At 48.1% G+C, this 21,725-nt stretch carries 18 protein-coding genes; 15 read left to right on the forward strand and 3 right to left on the reverse strand.

Annotation, left to right across the window (positions count from 1 at the left end):
• The first annotated feature begins 99 nt into the window (after positions 1 to 99).
• The 8 genes from M1B78_RS08745 to M1B78_RS08780 all read left to right on the forward strand — a co-directional run bounded on the left by M1B78_RS08745 (position 100) and on the right by M1B78_RS08780 (position 12,672).
• Positions 100 to 1,086, forward strand: coding sequence for a FecR family protein (locus M1B78_RS08745; protein WP_257940442.1), 987 nt, complete (start codon positions 100 to 102; stop codon positions 1,084 to 1,086).
• A gap of 112 nt (positions 1,087 to 1,198) precedes the next feature.
• Positions 1,199 to 4,507 (forward strand): SusC/RagA family TonB-linked outer membrane protein, encoded by a 3,309-nt coding sequence (locus M1B78_RS08750; RefSeq protein WP_257940443.1) that lies wholly within the window; start codon positions 1,199 to 1,201, stop codon positions 4,505 to 4,507.
• Between the two features lie 12 nt (positions 4,508 to 4,519).
• A complete protein-coding gene (locus M1B78_RS08755; protein ID WP_257940444.1) occupies positions 4,520 to 6,190 on the forward strand; it encodes a RagB/SusD family nutrient uptake outer membrane protein in 1,671 nt (556 codons plus the stop codon).
• A gap of 7 nt (positions 6,191 to 6,197) precedes the next feature.
• Positions 6,198 to 7,394 carry a metallophosphoesterase gene (locus tag M1B78_RS08760; protein WP_430732565.1) on the forward strand — a complete coding sequence of 399 codons (1,197 nt, stop codon included), beginning with the start codon at positions 6,198 to 6,200 and terminating at the stop codon, positions 7,392 to 7,394.
• Between the two features lie 778 nt (positions 7,395 to 8,172).
• A complete protein-coding gene (locus M1B78_RS08765) occupies positions 8,173 to 9,252 on the forward strand; it encodes a Gfo/Idh/MocA family protein (RefSeq protein WP_257940445.1) in 1,080 nt (359 codons plus the stop codon).
• 63 nt (positions 9,253 to 9,315) lie between these two features.
• Positions 9,316 to 10,803: a Gfo/Idh/MocA family protein gene (locus tag M1B78_RS08770; RefSeq protein WP_136008648.1), complete on the forward strand. Its 1,488-nt coding sequence runs from the start codon at positions 9,316 to 9,318 to the stop codon at positions 10,801 to 10,803.
• A 72-nt stretch (positions 10,804 to 10,875) separates the two neighbouring features.
• Positions 10,876 to 11,748, forward strand: coding sequence for a 3-keto-disaccharide hydrolase (locus M1B78_RS08775; protein WP_257940446.1), 873 nt, complete (start codon positions 10,876 to 10,878; stop codon positions 11,746 to 11,748).
• 21 nt (positions 11,749 to 11,769) lie between these two features.
• Positions 11,770 to 12,672 (forward strand): sugar phosphate isomerase/epimerase family protein, encoded by a 903-nt coding sequence (locus tag M1B78_RS08780; RefSeq protein ID WP_430732566.1) that lies wholly within the window; start codon positions 11,770 to 11,772, stop codon positions 12,670 to 12,672.
• A gap of 368 nt (positions 12,673 to 13,040) precedes the next feature.
• On the opposite strand, the gene M1B78_RS08785 is transcribed toward M1B78_RS08780, so the two are convergent.
• A complete protein-coding gene (locus M1B78_RS08785) occupies positions 13,041 to 13,676 on the reverse strand; it encodes a viroplasmin family protein (RefSeq protein WP_176468407.1) in 636 nt (211 codons plus the stop codon).
• 110 nt (positions 13,677 to 13,786) lie between these two features.
• Between M1B78_RS08785 and M1B78_RS08790 the strand changes: the two genes are divergently transcribed.
• The 6 genes from M1B78_RS08790 (at position 13,787) to M1B78_RS08815 (ending at position 18,821) form a co-directional block, all read left to right on the forward strand.
• Entirely contained in the window at positions 13,787 to 14,389 is a 603-nt protein-coding gene (locus tag M1B78_RS08790) for a nitroreductase family protein (protein ID WP_136008643.1), read from the forward strand.
• Between the two features lie 62 nt (positions 14,390 to 14,451).
• Complete coding sequence (locus tag M1B78_RS08795; protein ID WP_176468409.1) at positions 14,452 to 14,979, forward strand: shikimate kinase; 528 nt, start codon at positions 14,452 to 14,454, stop codon at positions 14,977 to 14,979.
• A 135-nt stretch (positions 14,980 to 15,114) separates the two neighbouring features.
• Entirely contained in the window at positions 15,115 to 17,007 is a 1,893-nt protein-coding gene (gene speA / locus M1B78_RS08800; RefSeq protein WP_136008641.1) for a biosynthetic arginine decarboxylase, read from the forward strand.
• A 1-nt stretch (position 17,008) separates the two neighbouring features.
• Positions 17,009 to 17,779 carry an acetylglutamate kinase gene (argB, locus tag M1B78_RS08805; RefSeq protein ID WP_257940447.1) on the forward strand — a complete coding sequence of 257 codons (771 nt, stop codon included), beginning with the start codon at positions 17,009 to 17,011 and terminating at the stop codon, positions 17,777 to 17,779.
• A 60-nt stretch (positions 17,780 to 17,839) separates the two neighbouring features.
• Complete coding sequence (locus tag M1B78_RS08810) at positions 17,840 to 18,349, forward strand: RNA polymerase sigma factor (protein ID WP_136008639.1); 510 nt, start codon at positions 17,840 to 17,842, stop codon at positions 18,347 to 18,349.
• The gene (locus M1B78_RS08815; protein WP_257931092.1) at positions 18,339 to 18,821 is read left to right on the forward strand and encodes a hypothetical protein; all 483 of its coding nucleotides are present in this window, start codon (positions 18,339 to 18,341) and stop codon (positions 18,819 to 18,821) included. Before M1B78_RS08810 ends, M1B78_RS08815 begins: the two co-directional genes overlap by 11 nt.
• 322 nt (positions 18,822 to 19,143) lie before the next feature.
• Here M1B78_RS08815 and M1B78_RS08820 read toward each other — a convergent pair whose 3' ends face one another.
• Entirely contained in the window at positions 19,144 to 20,004 is an 861-nt protein-coding gene (locus M1B78_RS08820) for a head GIN domain-containing protein (RefSeq protein ID WP_257940448.1), read from the reverse strand.
• 283 nt (positions 20,005 to 20,287) lie between these two features.
• On the opposite strand from M1B78_RS08820, the gene M1B78_RS08825 reads away from it, so the two are divergent.
• Positions 20,288 to 20,998 (forward strand): SprT family zinc-dependent metalloprotease, encoded by a 711-nt coding sequence (locus tag M1B78_RS08825; RefSeq protein WP_257940449.1) that lies wholly within the window; start codon positions 20,288 to 20,290, stop codon positions 20,996 to 20,998.
• 206 nt (positions 20,999 to 21,204) lie between these two features.
• On the opposite strand, the gene M1B78_RS08830 is transcribed toward M1B78_RS08825, so the two are convergent.
• Positions 21,205 to 21,603: a hypothetical protein gene (locus M1B78_RS08830; RefSeq protein WP_257940450.1), complete on the reverse strand. Its 399-nt coding sequence runs from the start codon at positions 21,601 to 21,603 to the stop codon at positions 21,205 to 21,207.
• Positions 21,604 to 21,725 lie beyond the last annotated feature (122 nt).

Here is a 21,725-nt window from a genome sequence, read left to right on the forward strand (position 1 = left end):
CAGGGACTTTTGCAGATTTAATCACTTGAAAATTAAATGTTTAACAGCATATATTTAATTTTTGTCATCTACTAAAGTCATTATTAGAAAAAGACGGTAATGAAGGAACTGATAGATAAATATAGAGACAACACATTGACGGCCGAGGAACTGCTTCGGCTGAGACAGCAAGTGAACAGCGCCACAGACAACGAACTGGAGCAGCAACTGCTGGATGATTGGAACCGCAAGGATATGAACGGCATAGCTGTGGATGACGAGTGCGTCGACCGGATGAAGCGGCAGATAGATCGACGGATAGGCCGTGGTCCGAAAACTTCCGAACGATGGCGCTTCACCGGATATACCTATATGCGTGTGGCCGTAGGCCTCCTGTTGCCCTTGCTGATGGCATACACCTTCTACCTGCGGCATGATAACAAACAGCTGAAAGCGAGTGAGGTGGTAGTGTCCGCCCATGCAGGAGAGCGTGCCAGCGTACTGTTGCCCGACGGAAGTCGGGTGACGCTTAACTCCATGTCGGCTTTATCCTACAGTCTTGGTACCTATAATCAAAAAGCACGGCACATTTATTTCAGTGGCGAAGGATACTTTGAGGTACGCCGTGATCCTCAATCACCGTTTATCATAGGTAGTTCCCATCTGCGGGTCGAAGTACTGGGTACTACTTTCAACCTTGCTGTTCGCTCCACCAGCAAGACAGCCGAATTGGCATTGGAAGAAGGCCGCGTGTTGCTTATCTCCACGCAAAAGAATGACAGCGTCTTTCTGAATCCTTCCGAGAAAGCCATTGTGGATCAACAAACGGGGAGCATTACCGTGGTGAAACCGTGTGACATCACCACGGCATCAGCCTGGATGCGTGGTGAACTGATATTCCGTAACTCGCCGCTGGCCGATATTCTGCACGCACTGGGCGAGACTTACCACCTGCGTTTCAAGGTAGAATGTCCGGAGTACGTGCATAATACTTTCACCGGTACTCTGCCCACCAAGGATTTGAACGAGGCACTGGAAATCATTGAGCTTTCCTACAACCTGAAAGCAAGCATCCGGAACAAAGAAGTGATTTTGGAGAAGAAATAGATATTTATATGTTGTACAACATATAAACGGATCGGTACTTTTTTTGTGTTTTCTTGTCTTTAGTTATGAAATCGGCCGATTTCATTTTTAAACTTAATCTGAAAAAAGTATTATGAACCAACATGCAAAGAAAAGATTCGTAGCATTCGTCTCATTCTGCCTGTTCTGCCTTGCCGGTCTTCCGCTGATGGCACAAGAGAACACAATAACAATTGATGTACGTAACGCTTCCCTGCGGCAAGTGTTTGATGTAATTGAAAAGCAAACCACTTATCGCTTTGCCTATCAGGACGTAGTGATAGATAACCGGAAAGATATCTCCCTTAGCAAGAAAGATGCTTCTGTGCCTGCTGTGCTCGACATCGCACTGAAGGGACGGGATATGACCTATACTATCGTTTCATCCAAGTCCATTGTAATCACTCCCAAACAAGTTGCTTCCGCACAGGCAAGCGTCCAACGCCAAGTGACCGGAACAGTGACCGATGCCAACGGCGAACCAATCATAGGCGCCAATGTCCTGGTAAAGGGCGAAAGCGGAAAGGGAGTCATCACCGACTATGATGGCAACTTTGCCATCACCGTTTCTTCTGACGCTGTGCTGGAGTTCAGCTATATAGGATATTCTACTATCGCTTTGCCCGTGAATGGCAAGTCTGCATTGACGGTAAAACTGAAAGAAGACCAACAGTTGTTGGATGAAGTGGTGGTAGTGGGTTACGGCTCGCAAGCAAAGGTCAATCTTACCGGAGCAGTGGCTTCCGTTTCGAACAAGGAGCTGACTGCACGTCCCATCACTTCCGTTAAAGCGGGCATACAGGGATTGGTTCCGGGACTCACCATTACCAACAGCCAGGGACGGCCGGGCGAAGACTCGAGCACCATGCGTATCCGAGGTACTGGAACGCTGAACAATGCTTCGCCCTACATCCTGATTGACGGTGTGGAAGGCGGATCCATGAATCAGCTGGACCCCAACGACATTGAGTCCATATCCGTGCTGAAAGACGCTGCCTCTGCTGCCATCTACGGTTCGAAGGCTGCCAATGGTGTTATCCTTATTACCACCAAGCGAGGTAAGACAGGACGTCCCGTGCTGTCCTACAACGGTTCGGTGGGATGGCAGCGTGCTACGGGGCATGTGGAACGCATGAACGCCGCTGACGCCGCCTCGTATTACAACCGTGCCCTCGAAGCCAGTGGCAAGAGCCCACGCTTTACGGACGAGGATATTGCACTCTTCCGCAATGGAAGTGACCCTTACGGGCATCCTGACACCGACTGGAACGAACTCGGGTATCAGGGAAGCGGATTCATGCACCAGCATAATGTGAACATCTCGGGGGGTAACGAAAGCGCGCAATACATGGCCTCGGTCGGATATCTGGGACAGGAGGGAATCATGCAACACAGCAACCGCCGACAGTTCAATCTGCGCACCAATCTCGACCTGAAACTGTCGGACAAGTTTACTGTACGCACCAATTTGGCCTACATCAACAACCGATATGACGACCCCACAAACTCCTATGTGGGCGGTGGTTCCGACCAAATCATACGCCAACTGAACCTCATTGCTCCTTGGATTCCCTATAAGAATGAAGATGGTTCTTACGGCACCATAGGTGATGGAAACCCTGTGGCATGGCTCGATCTGGACCAGGTGCTGACGCGCAAGACACAAAATTTTTCGGGCATCCTCTCGCTGGATTACCAGATATTGAAGGAACTGAAATTTACGGCTACGGGTGCATTTGTGTCGAATGTGCAGGTGACCAACGACTTTGTGAAAGATATACAGTACAATGAAAGCAAGTATCACGGACCCAATTCGCTTAAAGTGCGTCATTACCTGTGGAACCGTCCTTCGCTGGATCTTCTGTTGAATTACGCCAAGAACTTCGGCAAGCACAACCTCAAGGCGCTGGCAGGCTACAAGATTGAAAAGTACAATTATGATGAACTGAAAGCCGGGCGTCGGGATTTTCCGAATAATGACTTGACCGACATCAATGCCGGAACCTCGTCTACACAGACTAACGAAGGATTTACACGTGAACTGGCCATGATGTCCTACTTCGGGCGTATCAACTACGACTATGCCGGCAAGTACCTGTTCGAGGCCAATTTCCGTGCCGATGCCTCTTCACGCTTCAGCCCCGATAACCGCTGGGGATATTATCCCTCGCTCTCAGCCGGATGGCGCATTTCTGAAGAAAATTTCATGGAAGGCACACGCAACTGGCTGCAATCGCTCAAAATACGCGGTTCATGGGGACAATTAGGAAACCAGGACGCACTTGACGATTATTATCCATGGCTGGTGACCTACTCGTTGGGCAAAAATTATCCTTTCGGTGGCTCGCTGGAGTCGGGCATTGCACAGACAAATCAAAAACTGGAAACCATCTCGTGGGAGAAATCGACTACCTGGGGTATAGGTTTCGACTTGAGCCTGCTGGGTTGCATCGATTTGAACTTCGACTATTATGACCGTAAGACTACGGGTATCATCATGGACGTGCCGGTACCGGGTAGCTTCGGCCTCAGTGCCTACAAGGACAACGTGGGTGCTATGCGCAACCGGGGCGTAGAAATGACCTTGGGTTATCACAAAGAGTGGAACGACTGGACTTTCCGTGCCAATGGTAACATCGCTGTCAACCACAATGAGGTATTGAATCTGGGTGGGGTCAACGAGCAGATAGAATCAGACGGCTATCACATCAACCGGGTGGGCATGCCTTATCATGCTTTCTATGGCTATGTGGCCGACGGCCTGTTTAAGAGCCAGGAGGAAGCCGATGCCTATACCGAAAAATATGGCAACCCGTTCGGCTCGTCGAAAAAGTTCAAGGCAGGCGATGTGCGTTATCGTGATGTCGACGGTGACGGACGCCTTACCTCCAAGGATCGCGATGTCATCAGCTCCGAGCAGCCTAAGTTTACATTTGGCCTCAACCTGAGCGCTTCATGGAAAAGCCTTGATACTTCTGTCTTGCTGCAAGGTGCCTGTGGTGTGTCGCGCTATTTCAATGAAGAGGTGTTCGGAGCCTTCAGAGGCGATACCAGTCATCCGGCCACGGCTTGGTTCAATGCTTGGTCGCCCGAAACTCCGAACGGCACATTCCCCCGTATCGTAGAACCTGACTATACAGCCAGCTACCCCAATACTGTATCCTCGTTCTGGATATTCAAGACTAACTACCTGCGTTTCAAAAATATCCAGTTGGGCTACACCCTGCCTTCGCAATCTTTGGGGCGTTTCGGCATTTCGCGTGCACGTATCTACTATTCGGCCGAGAACCTGTTCAAAATAGATAATCTGCCGGTCAATATCGACCCGGAATCGCCCTCAGGCCGCGGTTCACACTATCCGCAAGTGGCCACTCATTCATTCGGTATCAATTTAACCTTTTAACAACAGACGCTTATGAAACCAAATAACTTTCTCCTGCCCATTCTGCTGGCAGGTGTTCTGATGACCTCGTGTGACGATTTCTTTGACACTGCTCCCAAAGATGCCTTGTCGCCGGCCACATTCTGGAAAACTGAAAGCGACGCTCAAAAGGCTGCGGTGGCTTGCTATGAAGATTGGGTCAGCCCGGCTACCGGCTCCTCGGAGGTGTTCTTTGCCGATTGCATGTCCGACATTTGCTACAGCTTCACAGGTTCGAGCAGTTACAAGTATGTGGGTAACGGTTCGGCTACACGTTCTAGCACAGTGAAATATTATGACTACTCCATTATACGACGTTGCAACACGTTCATGGCCAATATTGATAAGGTGCCTTTTACTGATTCCAAGGCGAAGGACAACTTGGTGGGGCAAGTGCGTACTATCCGTGCTTGGCGCTATTTTCAGATGAATTTCTGGTACGGAGGCGTTCCCTTGATTACGGGATTGCCCCAGCTGGCTGATGAAGCCAAACTGCCGCGCGATTCGGAAGAAACCGTCAAGAAGTTTGTTTATGACGAACTAGACCAAGCCATCCGTGAACTTGACGAGCGGCCTGCAGCCCGCGGACGCATTGCCCGCGGAACGGCTCTTGCCATCAAGATGCGTTCGGCACTTTACTGGGGCGATCTGGATCGCGCGCTCTCGGCTGCACGTGACATCCAAGGCTTGCATCTTTATGAAATTGAAAAGACCCTCAGCTACCAAGAATTGTTCAGCCTTCGCGGAAGAGATTCGAAAGAGATTATCTGTTCCATGCAGCACATCCCTACTACCGAACCTTTCGGTAATACCATCCGCCTCTTCAGCAACCAGGATGGCGGCTGGGCCTCCATGGTGCCTACGCAGAATCTGGTAGACATGTTCGAAATGGACAACGGTCTGATGCCCGGTGAACCGGGTTCGGGTTACGATCCCATACACCCCTTTGCGCACCGCGACCCGCGTCTGGCACAAATTATCATCTATCCCGGACGTGACTGGCTGGGAGCCAACGGACAGATGCGCGTGTACAATACATTGGATAAGACCATTGACGGAAAAGCAAACTCCGATTATATGGATGCAGGCAACAACGCCACACACACAGGCATGATTTGGGCCAAATATACCGTGCCCATCTCGCAATACTCTGCTTCGCTTTCCGATGACGAACTTTGTCCCATCCTCTTTCGTTATGCCGAAGTACTGCTTACCATTGCCGAAATCAATGTAGAGAAAGGTGAGAACACCGATGAAGTATTTGCTATCATTGACGAACTGCGTACGCGTGGTGGACACATTGCTGTAGACCGGAGCCGCTACGCCACCCAGGCCAAACTGCGTGAACTCGTGCGTCGCGAGCGCTGCATAGAGTTGGCAGGCGAGGGTCTGCGACGTGCCGACTTGGTGAGATGGAAAGATGAAAACGGCAAGATGTTGGCCGAAACACTGCTCAACAGTCCGCTCTACCGTATGGTAGGCACCGTAGATGCTTCCCATCCCGATCCGGCAATGCGTGCAGTCATCGAGTTGCCCACCGAGGAAAACCAGCGGTTACGCAAACTGGAAGACCGTTCTTTCTATCCTTATCAGCGCTATTTGCCCATCCATCAGGAACAATTGAACACCAATCCTAACTTGACACAAACCGAAGGCTATGATTGATAACGACATGAAACGATTCTTCTCTGACCTTACAAAGACTGTTTTCAGTCTCGTCTGCTTTGTCTGCCTGACGATGGCCGGACATGCGGCCGACCGCATCCGCATTCATCACGGACCTTATTTGCAGAATGTGAAAGAAACCGAAGCTACCTTTGTGTGGATGGCTAGCAAGCCCTCTGTAGGATGGGTGGAATTGGCCCCCGACGACGGCAGCAATTATTACAATAAAGAACGCCGCAAGTATTTTGATACGACCAACGGTGTGAAGAACACCTCGTTGCTTCATGTGGTAAAGGTGACCGGGCTTGAGCCCGGCACCGCCTACCGCTATCGTGTCTATGCCACCGAAGTGCTGGAACACAAGGGAGTGGAGGTGATATACGGTAAGACTGCCGCCCTTGATGTATATACCGCAAGGCCGCCCGTCTTCCGCACCCATGATGCCACGAAGCCCGAAACCTCTTTCGCCATCATCAACGACATTCATGGACGCACGGCTGATATTCCGGCTTTGCTGAATGCCGTCCACTGCCAGCAGAAAGACATGGTAATATTCAACGGTGATATGCTTACTCAATTGCGAAGTGAGGAAGAACTCTTCTCTGGGTTTATGGATGTTTCCATCGACCTGTTTGCAAAGCAGGTGCCCATGTATTATGCACGTGGCAATCACGAGACAAGGGGTCTGTTTGCCACCTCCTTTCAGCACTACTTCTCGCCCAAGGAGTCTCATTTGTATTACATGTTCCGCCAGGGTCCCGTATGCTTCCTCGTGCTTGATACCGGTGAGGATAAGCCTGACACGGATATCGAGTACAGCGGTATTACTGACTATGACAACTACCGTAACGAACAGGCCGAATGGCTGAAAGAAGCCGTACGCGCTCCCGAATTTCGCGATGCCAAGTTCCGGATTGTCATTGCACACATGCCCCCGCAACCTGTCAAGGGTCTGTGGCACGGGCCGCAAGAAGTACTTGATAAATTCGTGCCCATCCTCAACGAAGCGGGCATTGATGCCATGCTTTGCGGTCACCTGCACCGCTACCTGCACTGCAACCCCGACTCACAGGTGCGTTTCCCGGTGGTGGTCAATGCACACAATACGGTGATAGACGGGCAGACGAGCGGCGACCGGTTGCAGCTTGAAATACGCGACACTCAAGGAACTTTGGTTGACAGAATCCTGCTGGAACGGCACTAGGAAGAGTCGTTTCGGCACCCGAGCGGATGCCGGATATCGCAAGTGAATCTTGTTCGTTTCTTTCAGCTATAAACAGAGTCTTGGCATTCGTTTGCCGGGATTCTGTTCATGTAGCCGGGATTCATCTGCAATCTGAAAAATCGGTATCCCCAAAAACGAATGCCCCAATGAGCGAAACCGACCAGCAACATCTCCTATATACCTCTTTAAAATCTACTTTTTAGCTCCTTTATGTGTAATATAATCGTTTGTATATCAATATGATTATTTTTTTTGAATCTACTTTTACCTACTTATGACGTTTACTCTCTCTGTTTTTTCTTATTATAATAACATAATTTTGCCCAAGCAACACAAAAATAAGATATGGGCTGCGGCCGTTCAATCGGCACAGGCTTTTTAAAGAATGATTATGTTTTAAGAGGAAAATTAGATTTAGAAAAGTTTTTCAAACAGGTGTTGAAGAAGTTTTCCAGACAGGTAAAAAGAAAATAGGGATGATACGGAACCGGGTACGCTTGGTTCCTTTTCTTGCAGACTTCTTATAAAAATGAGACAATATCATGTATATGGATGGAATGAAATACATACAGCCGGAAAACCCTCGGAAAGGGGGGGGCTTCTTGCTGCTTCGCCGCTTCGTGCAGAGGAGAAAGGACGAGATGTTTTGCACTTTTTTAACAAACAAATTCGTCTTTTCTATAAAGAATTGTCTTACTTTTGCAAAAACACAATCATCAGGCACGAGATAAATCTTATTATAAAAATATCATAATCCATGAAAATAAAAGTTGGTTTGATAGGGTTCGGCAGAATGGGGCAGATGTATTGGGAAGAGATGCAGAAGAGCGGTCGGTGGGACATAGCTTACATCTGCGATACCGACCCTGCCTCTCGGGAACTGGCCGGAAACCTTTCTCCGTCATCCAGAATCATATCCGATGAACAAGAAATCTTTGACGATCAGAGTGTAGAAGCTGTTGGTCTTTTTGCATTGGCAAATTCCAGGAAAGAACAAATAGAGAAAGCCGTTCATAGTAGCAAACACATTCTTACGGAAAAACCCATTGCCGATACCATCGACAAAGAGTGGGAAATTGTGGACCTGATTGAGAAGTATGACAAAATTGCCGCTGTCAACCTCTACCTGCGCAATTCCTGGTATCACCAAGCTATGAAGCAATTCATTGCCGAAGGCGAGATTGGTGAACTGGCTATTCTGCGTATCTGCCATATGACTCCAGGATTAGCACCGGGTGAAGGACACGAGTACGAAGGCCCGGCTTATCACGATTGCGGCATGCATTACATAGATATTGCCCGTTGGTATGCCGGCAGTGAATATAAAAGTTGGCACGCACAAGGCATGCGCATGTGGGATTACAAAGACCCTTGGTGGGTGCAGTGCCACGGCACATTCGAGAACGGTATTGTGTTCGATGTCACACAGGGATTTGTCTATGGACAACTGTCTCAGAATCAGACACACAATGCCTATACGGATATAATCGGTACCAAAGGCATCGTGCGCATGACACACGACTTCCGTACTGCTATCGTAGAACTTCATGGCGTCAGTCGTACTCTTCGTCTGGAAAAACCCTTCGGTGGAAAGAATCTGGATAAACTGTGCAACCTCATGGCCGACTCCATCGAGAGCGGCAAGCGTGATCCCGGGTTGCCTCTGATGCGCGATTCGGCAGTAGCCTCTCAGTACGGATGGACATTTTTGGACGATGCTCGCTGCCATGACCTGCCCGGTATAGGCAATTTGCAGACACTGGAAGAAATCAGAGAGCGTCGCCGTCACATGAAGGATGGTTACGGGTTGCTTCGTCCGAAGAAGACCATTGTGTGAATCCGAAGTAAAAAATGTTTTTCAAAACACATAATATTAACCGATTTTAAAATCTAAAGAACCATGTCGAAATTTACAAGAAGAGAATTTCTTAAGACCGGAGGTTTAGCTTTGGCGGGACTTACCATTGCTCCGAGCAGCATTTTGGGTAAGAGCCACGGACACGTACCTCCCAGTGACCGTTTGAACATTGCTGCCGTAGGTATCGGTGGTATGGGACATACCAATATCAACCATGTGAAAGCTACGGAAAACATCGTGGCACTTTGTGACGTAGACTGGCGCTATGCGAAAGGTGTGTTCGATGAGCTTCCTAATGCGAAAAAGTATTGGGACTATCGTAAGATGTACGATGAAATGGGCAAGGATATCGATGCCGTTATCATCGCTACTGCCGACCATACACATGCCATCATCACAGCTGATGCCATGACGATGGGCAAACATGTATATTGCCAGAAACCGTTGACGCATTCCGTATATGAGTCCCGTCTGCTTACCCGATTGGCCGCTTCTACGGGGGTAGTTACCCAGATGGGTAACCAAGGTTCTTCGGACGAAGGCACCGACTTGGTATGCGAGTGGATATGGAACGGTGAAATCGGTGACGTGACGAAAGTGGAATGTGCTACTGACCGTCCCATCTGGCCGCAAGGATTGAATGTTCCTGAAAAGGAAGATCGCATTCCCAAAACCCTGAACTGGGATTTATTTACCGGTCCGGCCAAGATGAATCCATATAACGAGATTTATCATCCTTGGAACTGGCGCGGATGGTGGGATTATGGTACGGGTGCTTTGGGTGATATGGCTTGCCACATCCTGCACCAGCCGTTCAGAGCTTTGAAGTTGCTGTATCCTACTAAAGTGGAAGGTTCGTCTACATTATTGCTCAATGCCTGCGCTCCGCAAGCACAGCACGTGAAGCTGACTTTCCCTGCTCGTGAGAATATGCCGAAGGTAGCTATGCCTGAGGTGGAAGTACACTGGTACGACGGTGGCATGATGCCCGAACGTCCGAAAGGCTTCCCCGAAGGAAAGCAGCTGATGCAGAGCGGTGGCGGTCTGACCATTTTCCACGGAACGAAGGACACGCTGATTTGCGGTTGCTACGGACAGAACCCGTGGCTGCTCTCCGGCCGTGTGCCCAATGCACCGAAGGTTTGCCGCCGTGTGCCGAAGGCTATGAGTGGCGGTCATGAGATGGACTGGGTACGTGCTTGCAAGGAAAGTCCTTCCAGCCGCGTAATGCCTAAGTCAGACTTCTCTGAAGCAGGACCGATGAACGAAATGGTGGCAATGGGTGTATTGGCTGTTCGTCTGCAAGGTTTGAACAAGACATTGGAATGGGACGGTGCCAATATGCGCTTCACTAATATCGGTGATGATGAAACACTTCGTACGGTCATCAAGGACGGCTTTAAGATACACAACGGCCATCCGAGCTTCGACAAGACTTGGACAGATCCGGTAAATGCCAAAGCTTTTGCAGAAGAGCTCATCAAGCACAACTACCGCGAAGGCTGGAAGTTGCCCGATATGCCCAGATAAACATTAAAAAGAGCATCGGAACTAGGTTTCTGATGCTCATAAACGAATACTAATCATTTAATTTTTCAGATTATGAGGAAAATATATTATCCTTTGGCTTGTTGCCTTATTGGAGGCATGCTTGCCTCTTGCGGTGGCAGTGCAAAGAAATCGAACGCTACGGAAGAAGTCGTAGCTACTACTACTACAGTGTCCTACTCCAAGTCTCTGAAAGCCGACGAAACCGAAACCCTGGATTTGCCGGTAGACGCAGATGGTTACATCACTATCTTTGACGGAACAAGCTTCAACGGATGGCGCGGTTACGGTAAGGATAAGGTGCCTTCCCGTTGGATTATTGAGGACGGCTGCATCAAGTTCTGCGGAAGTGGTACAGGTGAAGGCCAGACAGGTGAGGGGGGCGACTTGATTTTTGCTCACAAGTTCAAAAATTTTGAGTTGGAACTGGAATGGAAGGTTTCCAAAGGTGGTAACTCCGGTATCTTCTATTTGGCTCAGGAGATTACTTCCAAGGATAATGACGGCAACGAAGTATTGGAACCCATCTATATCTCTGCTCCCGAATATCAGGTACTGGACAATGCCAACCATCCTGATGCCAAATTGGGCAAGGACAACAACCGCCAATCGGCTTCTCTTTATGATATGATTCCTGCTGTTCCGCAGAATGCAAATCCTTTCGGTGAATGGAACAAAGCCAAAATCATGGTATATAAAGGCACTGTGGTTCATGGTCAGAACGATGAGAATGTAGTGGAATATCACTTGTGGACCAAACAATGGACTGATATGTTGCAGGCTAGCAAATTCAGCGAAAAGAAGTGGCCCTTGGCCTTCGAATTGCTGAACAATTGCGGTGGTGAGAATCACGAAGGTTTCATCGGATTGCAAGATCATGGTGATGACGTATGGTTCCGCAACATCCGTGTAAAGGTTCTCGACTAATCCTTTTTTAAAGATAGTATTATGAGAATCAAACAGATGATGATTTTGCCAGCACTGTGCTTGTCCATGATGACTACAAGCTGTAGCACCCACAGCACGGAAACAATGCCGGAAACGACGAAAAAGGAAGTAGCCATACAGCTCTACTCTGTAAGAGACTTGGTGAAGGACGGTAGTAACCTCGACCGGATTCTGAAGGACCTGGCTGATATGGGCTATACCAGTGTGGAGGCCGCCAACTACAATGACGGTAAGTTCTACGGCAAGACTCCCCAAGAGTTCAAGCAGATGGTGGAAAAGAGCGGTATGACCGTGCTTTCTTCACACACTACCCGCGGGTTGTCGGACGAGGAACTGGCTTCGGGCAACTTTACGGAAGCCTTGAAATGGTGGGACCAGTGCATTACTGCCCATAAGGAGGCCGGTATGGAGTATATCGTAACTCCGTGGATGAACGTTCCCAAGACATTGAAAGACTTGCAGACCTACTGCGACTATTACAATGAAGTGGGCAAGCGCTGCCTGGCTGCCGGTCTGAAATATGGCTATCACAATCATGCCCATGAATTCCAGAAAGTGGAGGACAAGGAACTGATGCTGGACTACATGCTGCAACACACCAACCCCGAATATGTATTCTTCCAGATGGACGTTTACTGGGTAGTGCGCGGCCAGAACAGCCCGGTGGATTACTTCAACAAGTATCCCGGACGTTTCACCATGCTCCATATCAAGGATCACCGCGAGATAGGACAGAGTGGTATGGTAGGTTATGATGCTATCTTCAAGAATACGGATACTGCCGGTGTGCGCCACATCGTAGCTGAGATAGAGAAATACAGTTGCTCCGTAGAAGAGAGTGTGAAGCAGAGTCTTGACTACTTACTTGAGGCTCCTTTCGTGAAGGCATCGTATAGTAAATAAGACGCTATGGCTGAGGCTTGTTGATAAGCTGAAAGCCGATAGCTGTCTAGCAGGAGGGTGTGTCAAAACCCTCCTTTTAACAAAATCACCCTTGCTACAGATATCTGTGACAGGGGTGATTTTCATATTTTTGGTGTTTTGACACATCTCCTTTTTGTGGAGAGGTTTACTCTACATCACACCCGATTTTAGGGTGCAGGATGTTTCATTGCCTACCTCGTTTCTACTTGCTACAATAAAGTGGTGATATTGTGCATAAAGTGATGATTTTTATATCAGAAGATATATAGAGAGTGCATTCGGAGATGCGAAAAAGAATCGATGATATTTTAGACTCATTTATAGTAAAATGAACCTTAGTGGATAAATTATTTCCGTCCGAAGTCAGCGGGTATCTCCCCCCATTGATTCGTCTCCCATTTCAGGATGCGGGTGGTATAGGTATTTTCGCGCAACCACTTCTCCGCACGTTCTATCAGGCGGAAGAGCTCTTCGGTCTTGGCGTCGCGTGGCAGTTTGGTCTTGCATTTTTTCTGTTTTATCCAGTTGATGGCGTTCACGCTGTCACTGTAGATGGGCATGTCGAAGCCTTTTTGCTTCAGCAAGGCCAATCCGTGAACAATGGCCAGAAATTCTCCGATATTATTGGTACCGTACATCGGCCCGAAGTGAAAGATTTCCTGACGGCTGGCGACGTGTACTCCCCGGTACTCCATGGCACCGGGATTTCCGCTGCAGGCAGCATCTACAGCAAGGCTGTTTTCTGCGACGGCGGCGGGAAGGGGAGCGTCGGCGCCGGGAGTAGTCTTGGCAGGAGAGGGAGCCGACCGCTTGATGTACGCGTACGGCGAAGAGGCAAAGGCTTTTTCTGCTTCTTCACGTGTTTCGAACGATTTGTATTTCGCTCCTTGGTAGCCTTTGGTCTGCAGTTGGCAGTCCGTCCAAGAGGTGTAGATGCCCGGGCTGACTCCCGCCCATACGACGTAGTATTTTCTTTTCTTCATAACTGCGGACAAAGGTAAAAAAGAAAATCCGAACCACTTCCCTCTTTCATTTGTTTCTTTGTATGGCGGATAGAAAATGAATAAATGAAAATTTAAAAGAAAGTACAAAAATGAAGAGAACATTTGCAGAAGCTATGGCGCATCGCCGTAGTTATTACTCTATCGGCAGTGATTCGCCGGTGCTGGATGAAGAAGTAGTACACGTTATTCGTGAAGCCGTAAAGAATGTGCCTTCAGCTTTCAATTCACAGTCTACGAGAATTGTATTGCTGCTGGGCGACGAACATAAGAAATTGTGGAGCATCGTGAAGGAAACCTTGAAAGCGCGTATCTCCGCCGAGGCCTTTGCCAAGACGGAAGTTAAGATTGATGGCTGTTTTGCCGGCGGACACGGTACTGTCCTCTACTTTGAGGATACTTCTGTCGTCAAGAAGTTGCAGGAAGCGTTTCCTTCCTATAAAGATAATTTCCCTACTTGGTCACAGCATACCTCAGCCATGCATCAGTTTGCCATCTGGACTATGCTGGAAGACATGGGGTTGGGGGCCTCCCTGCAACACTACAATCCTTTGATTGACGACGAGGTACGCCGCATCTGGAACCTGCCCGGCGACTGGATGCTGATTGCACAGATGCCCTTCGGCACACCTACCGGTGAACCGGAAGAAAAGGAATTCGAAGATTTAAGCAATCGTATCAAAATTTTCCTCTGATACAGAGGCGTTTTCAGCTTGGAATTGCTACCTTTGCGGGAAACCTGTAATTCGTAGCGGATATGATACGTATTTTCTTGACTGGCTATATGGGAGCTGGTAAAACTACTTTAGGAAAGGCTTTTGCCTGCGAAATAAGTGTGCCGTTCATCGACTTGGACTGGTACATCGAAGAACGTTTTCACAAATCAATCCGTGAATTGTTCACCGAGCGGGGAGAAGCTTCTTTTCGTGAATTGGAGCGAAACATGCTGCATGAGGTAGGGGAATTTGAGGATGTCGTGGTCTCTACTGGCGGTGGTACTCCTTGCTTTTTTGACAATATGGAGTACATGAACGGTTGCGGACAGACTGTGTTCCTGGATGTGCATCCCGATATTCTATTCCGCCGGCTTCGGGTGGCGAAGCTGCAACGCCCCATCCTGCAAGGCAAGACGGACGAGGATTTGCGCACCTTTATTGTGGAGGCGTTGGATAAGCGTGCGCCTTTCTACTCGCAGGCCCGTTATCGCTTTGATGCCGGTTATCTGGAGAGCCGCGGCCAGATTGACGAATCTGTGCAACGGTTACGCCAACTTTTAGGACTTTAATTCCTTGTAAATGTGTATTCTTCGGCCCGAAGAGCTGGATATATTAGATTTATGTGTATTTTTGTCTCCCCCTTTATAAGACACACTATTGTGGGAAAATAGTAAATTGTAAATAGTCTAATAGTAAATGTACTGATGAGAAAATGGCGTATTGAAGATTCAGAAGAGCTGTACAACGTAACTGGTTGGGGCACTTCGTACTTTGGTATCAATGACAGAGGTCATGTTGTGGTGACACCGCGTAAGGATGGAGTTGCCGTCGATTTAAAAGAGTTGGTGGACGAGTTGCAGTTGCGTGATGTGGCGGCTCCGGTCTTGGTGCGTTTTCCCGATATTCTGGATAACCGCATCGAGAAGGTATCCTGCTGCTTCAGGCAGGCGGCTGACGAGTACGGATATAAAGGAGAGAACTTTATCATCTACCCCATTAAAGTGAATCAGATGCGTCCCGTGGTGGAAGAGATGATTAACCATGGGAAGAAGTTCAATCTGGGTCTGGAAGCGGGTTCAAAACCGGAGTTGCATGCTGTGATAGGGGTCAATACAGACCCGGGTTCCCTCGTGGTTTGTAACGGATATAAGGACGAGAGCTTCATTGAACTGGCACTGTTGGCACAGAAAATGGGCAAACGTATCTTTCTTGTCGTAGAGAAACTTAATGAGCTGAATCTTATTGCCAAGATGGCGAAGCAATTGAAGGTGAGACCCAATATAGGTATTCGCATTAAATTGGCTTCCAGCGGAAGTGGCAAATGGGAAGAAAGCGGAGGAGATGCCAGCAAGTTCGGACTGACATCCAGTGAACTGCTCGAAGCGCTGGACTTCTTGGAGAAGAAAGATATGAAGGACTGTCTGAAGCTGATACATTTCCATATCGGCAGTCAGATAACCAAGATACGTCGTATCAAGAATGCTTTGCGTGAAGCTTCGCAGTTCTTTGTGCAACTGAACAAGATGGGCTTCAACATTGAATTCGTGGATACCGGTGGTGGCATGGGGGTTGATTATGACGGTACACGTTCTTCAAGCAGCGAAAGCTCCGTTAACTATTCTATTCAGGAATATGTCAACGATGTGGTGTCGACCTTCGTCGACGCTGCCGACAAACACGGTTTTCCTCATCCCAATATCATTACTGAGACGGGACGTAGCTTGACTGCCCATCACTCTGTGCTTATCTTTGAAGTGCTGGAAACGGCTTCCCTGCCCGAAATGGACGACGATTGGGAACCGGGAGAGGATGCTCACGAACTGGTGAAGGAACTGTATGATATATGGGACAACTTGAGCCAGCGCAGCATGCTGGAACCTTGGCACGATGCGCAGCAGATACGCGAAGAGGCACTCGACCTTTTCAGCCATGGTATCGTCGACTTGAATACGCGTGCACAGATAGAGAAACTCTATTGGAGTATCTGCCGCGAAATCAACTCCATTGCCAGCGGCATGAAGCACTGCCCCGAGGAATTCCGCAAGTTGAGCAAGCTACTTGCCGACAAGTATTTCTGTAATTTTTCATTGTTCCAGTCGTTGCCCGACTCCTGGGCCATCGATCAGATGTTCCCCATCATGCCCATACAACGGCTGGACGAAAGACCCGACCGCGAGGCTACCTTGCAGGACATGACTTGCGACTCGGACGGTAAGATTGCCAATTTTGTCAGTTCGCGTGCCGATACGACCACCTTACCATTGCATTCGTTGCGTGACAAGGAGCACTACTATCTGGCGGTTTTCCTGGTAGGGGCTTATCAGGAGATTTTGGGAGATATGCACAATCTATTCGGTGATACGAATGCCGTACACGTGTCCGTCAATTCCAAAGGCTATACCATCGATCAGCTGATTGACGGCGAGACGGTGGCCGAGGTGCTGGACTACGTGCAATATAATCCTAAAAAACTGGTGCGTACGCTGGAAACATGGGTGACGCAATCCGTCAAGGAAGGGCGCATCTCTGTGGAAGAAGGAAAGGAATTTTTGTCTAATTACCGTTCCGGACTGTACGGATATACTTATTTGGAATAAAATGGAGAAACTGACTGTAATCAAAGTGGGTGGCAAAATTGTAGAAGAGGAAACCACCCTCTATAAGTTGTTGGATGACTTTGCAGCCATTGAGGGCTACAAGGTGCTGGTACACGGAGGCGGACGCTCGGCTACGAAGATTGCCGCCCGACTGGGCATTGAAAGCAAAATGATAAATGGCCGCCGCATCACTGATGCCGAAACGCTGAAAGTGGTGACAATGGTGTATGGCGGATTGGTGAATAAGAATATCGTTGCCGGTCTGCAGGCGCGCGGTGTCAATGCACTGGGTCTGACGGGGGCTGATATGGATGTGATTCGTTCCGTAAAACGTCCCGTAAAGGAGGTGGATTATGGGTTTGTAGGCGATGTGAGGCAGGTGAATGCCGCTTTCCTGGCAGACCTCATTCATAAAGGTGTGGTTCCCGTAATGGCTCCGTTGACGCACGATGGAGAGGGGCACATGCTGAATACGAATGCCGACACCATTGCCGGAGAGACTGCCAAGGCTTTGGCGGGCTTGTTCGACGTTACTTTGGTATTTTGTTTTGAGAAGAAGGGGGTACTGCGTGACGAGAACGACGATGATAGCGTGATTTCACAGATAACGCCGGAGGAATTCAAGCAATATGTGGCGGATGGGGTGATTCAAGGTGGTATGATTCCGAAATTGGAGAACTCTTTCGAGGCATTGAATGCCGGTGTGGCTGAAGTCGTAATCACTTTGGCATCAGCCATCAACGGGAATAGTGGAACCCGTATCCGAAAATAATTTAAAAAAAGTGGCAGTAGGCTGTAACTTTCTGAATACTTAACCGTCAATTTCTTAGAGATGCAAGAACTCAGCTTTCGCAATGACATTCTTCCGCTGAAGGACAAGCTCTTTCGGTTAGCCTTGAGAATTACGTTCGATAGGGCAGAGGCGGAGGACGTTGTGCAGGAAACGCTGATAAGAGCCTGGAACAAGCGTGACGAGTGGTCGCAGTTCGGTTCTATCGAAGCCTATTGCTTGACAGTGGCAAGAAATCTGGCGATAGACCGTAGCGAGCGAAAAGACTCCCGTACCTTGGAGTTGACACCCGAAATGGAGCAGGCTTCCGATGCATCGAGTCCTTACGAAAAGCTGGTGAACAAGGAACGGATGACGCTGATACATCGGCTGATGAACAAACTTCCTGAAAAACAGCGGCTGATTATGCAGCTTAGGGATATTGAAGGTAAGAGCTATAAAGAAATTGCAGCGGTTCTGAGCTTGACCGAGGAGCAGGTAAAAGTGAACCTCTTCAGGGCGCGGCAAAAAGTGAAACAAACGTTTATTGATATAGAAGGTTATGGACTCTAAATATATAGAACAACTCTTGGAGCGCTATTGGCAGTGCGAAACTTCTTTGGAAGATGAGATTGAATTGCGTGCTTTCTTTAACGGAAACGATGTTCCCGGGCACTTGCTTCGCTACAAGGACTTGTTCGTATATCAGCAACTGCAGCAGGAAGTGCATCTGGGTGAGGATTTTGATGCCCGGATGCTTGCCGAAGTGGAAGTTCCGGTGGTCAAGGCAAAGCGCCTGACATTGACCGCACGTTTCATGCCGCTGTTCAAAGCCGCCGCAGTAGTGGCAGTGGTCCTTTCGATGGGGAATGTGATGCAACATTCATTTTTCTCGGATGTGAAGGAAGTAGCCGCAGCCGATACTATCGGTAAACAGATTTCCGCACCGTCGGTAGCTCTCTCGGGAGATGTGTCCGTGTCTCATGAGAAGCAAGTGATGGACAGCTTGCATCGGGTGGAAGAGGAACAGGAAATCGAGGAATAGATATTTTCATTTGCTTTTAAAATAACATTTTCATTTGCTTTAAACATAATAGTTAGTGTACTTTATTAAAACAACTTGAGGCTGTGAAGTTTCAATTCTCTCAAAATCTTATAAAAACTAACTAAGATAGAAGGGACGCCGCGTGATGCAGCGTCCCTTTATTGTTTTTATATGTTCGATGTGGTTGAAGGTTGGGTGGAAGGACGTCTTGCTCCAATAAAAGAACGAAGGACTTCCTCGCAAGAGTCCTTCGTCATCTTTGTAGGTAATTATTTGAGAGAGAATTTAGTTTAGGCTTACAATCATTCTATATTTTCCAATGTTAGAGCTTATACAGTCCTTTTCTCGGATAGTCCAGTTCCGGATTACCTTTATAACCTACACTGCCGCTTCCGCTGGTACGCACTTTTAGGAAATCTGTGGCATGGCATTTGATGTCGCCTGAACCGGCAACACTGGCAGATGCTTTCTTGGCAACGAAATCAGAAGCAAACAAATCACCCGAACCTGCCACACTGTATTCTGCTTCTTGGGTGCTACCGCTTAGGATAGCGGTACCCGAACCTGCAATAGATGCTTTGGTGGAGTGGGCCGTTACGTTGTTCAACTTCATGTCACCGGAGCCTGCAACGGATACTTGGAGGTCATTGCAAGTGATATTGCTGCTGTTGATGTCTCCCGAGCCTGCGATGGAAATACTGAGGTCTGTACAAGAGATATTGTTTCCGCTGATGTCTCCCGAACCTGCCACGGAGATTTTAAGGTCGTCCGTTTTTAGCCCGTTTTTCAATTCCACGTCTCCTGAACCTGCCACGGCAATACCGTTCAGCTTTTCTGCGGAGACACGGACTTTCAGTTTGTCGTATGATACGTTGACATTCTTTTTGAAGCCGACGTAGAGGGTATTGTCCTTGACACGGATATCCAGCAAATCTACAATGTTGTCCGAGGTGTATACTTCCACTGTCGGTTTTCCGGACTTTTGCGTGTAGGTCACGTCGGGACTGCCGGCTACACTCAGTTTGGTGAAGTTGTCCACTTTTATGTCTTTGGTTACATAATTCTTGCTTGCCTTGACCGTTTTGCTGCCGAAGCTTCCGGAACGGTATGTGTGTTGTTGTGAACAAGCGGTTGTACAGAATGCCAATAAGGCGATTGCGATAAATGTTGTTAGAGTTTTCATATTCTTTTTTGCGATTCAATATTTATTAGTTAGACGTGAACTGCCTTGAAAAAGTTGCATGTAGAAATGCTTTTTTTTAAAGGACGTTCGGTCGTTATACTTTAATCAATCATTGTGCCATAAATTTAAATCTTTGATAACTAAAGAATAACTGTTTCTGCACAGTGTTCATTATCGGACATCCCGTCCGCTTTTGTCAAGTGTTTGCTTGCTTTTTCGGACGATTCTTTGTTCATTTGCAAAGTCTCTTCCCAGTTCCCCTCTATGGGAGAGGCTTTGATTTATGACAGTAAACCGTATTATAGAAGATAAAGAGCTTGGGTCTTTGTTTGTCAGGGTCAATGTCCGGGCACGGCGTCTCACTTTCCGTACAAAGGAGGACGGAATTTACGTGACTGTGCCTCCTCGGACTTCTCTTGCTGAAATAGAGAGTGCCATAGAGAAGCTTCGTCCGCGTCTGAAGGATGCCAGACAGAAGCTGGTCAGAAAGCTGATTGATTTGGATTACCGCATTGATACGGAGTTTTTTAAACTGACGTTGGTCAGCGGACAACGGGAACGGTTTCTGTCCCGTTCGGAATTGGGAGAAATGCAGATAATCTGTCCTCCTGATGCCGATTTCTCGGATGAGAATCTGCAGGCTTGGCTGCACAAGGTAATTGAAGAGGCTCTGCGCCGGAATGCAAAGATTATCCTTCCTCCCCGTCTGTATATGCTCTCCATGCAGCACAATCTGCCTTATAAAAGTGTGAAAATCAATTCCAGTAGCGGGCGTTGGGGAAGCTGTTCGGCACAAGGTAATATCAATCTTTCCTATTATCTGGTGCTTCTTCCCAAGCATCTTATAGACTACGTGCTACTGCACGAGCTGGCACATACCCGCGAGATGAATCATGGGGAGCGCTTCTGGGATTTGCTCGACCGGATGACCGGTGGAAAGGCACAAGCATTGAGAGCGGAGCTTCGGAAATATCAAACGAAAATAAATGGTTAGAGATTGATATGAGTGTATTACGGTAAGTAGTTCCTGCTTTACAGACAGTTGCATTGCAAAACTACTGCATGCCCTTTGCAGTGCAACTGTGCTTTGCTGTAGCACTGCAAAAGTTGTATAGTGCCTTTGCGGTGACTGTTGGTAAGTCGGAAAACTGCTTGTGGACTCCGAAGTATGAGAGCCGAATGCCTTACAGCTTTTTATCCCTAATTTTTTGCCAGCTGCTTCACCTCTTCCCCTTCCTTCTCGAACCGGTATTCTCCTCCTTTTTCGCTAAGCTCAAACAGGGAAAGCTTTTCGGTTGCATTGTTCACAATCATCAGTGCACTTTGTTCGGCAAAGCGTTTCACTTCGAGGATGAAAGGTTCTTCTGCCATGGTGCGGTTCACCAGCAGGCTGTCGTTAATGAATATGGAGATGGAGTCTCCGGCAAAGCCTTTCGTCAGTGTGATAGTGTATGTTTCGATGAAGTTGCGGTGGTCCGACTTCTGTTGCTGTAGCCTCATGCTCATATAGACAAAGATGACGACTACGAAAATTACTGCAAAGGCAAGGATGCCGTTTCCTACCATAAACTGTTTGTTGGTGTTAAGATGATGTGCCATATACGGTTGGTTTTAAGAGACACTGCAAATGTAATGAATAAAATTGAACCGGAGGATAAACATTTGAACAAATAGGAAAGAATGCTTTGAGGGCAATTCGCTAATATTGCGGTCGTAAAACA

The organism is Bacteroides muris (ex Fokt et al. 2023), assembly GCF_024704895.1.
Taxonomy (GTDB): domain Bacteria; phylum Bacteroidota; class Bacteroidia; order Bacteroidales; family Bacteroidaceae; genus Bacteroides; species Bacteroides muris.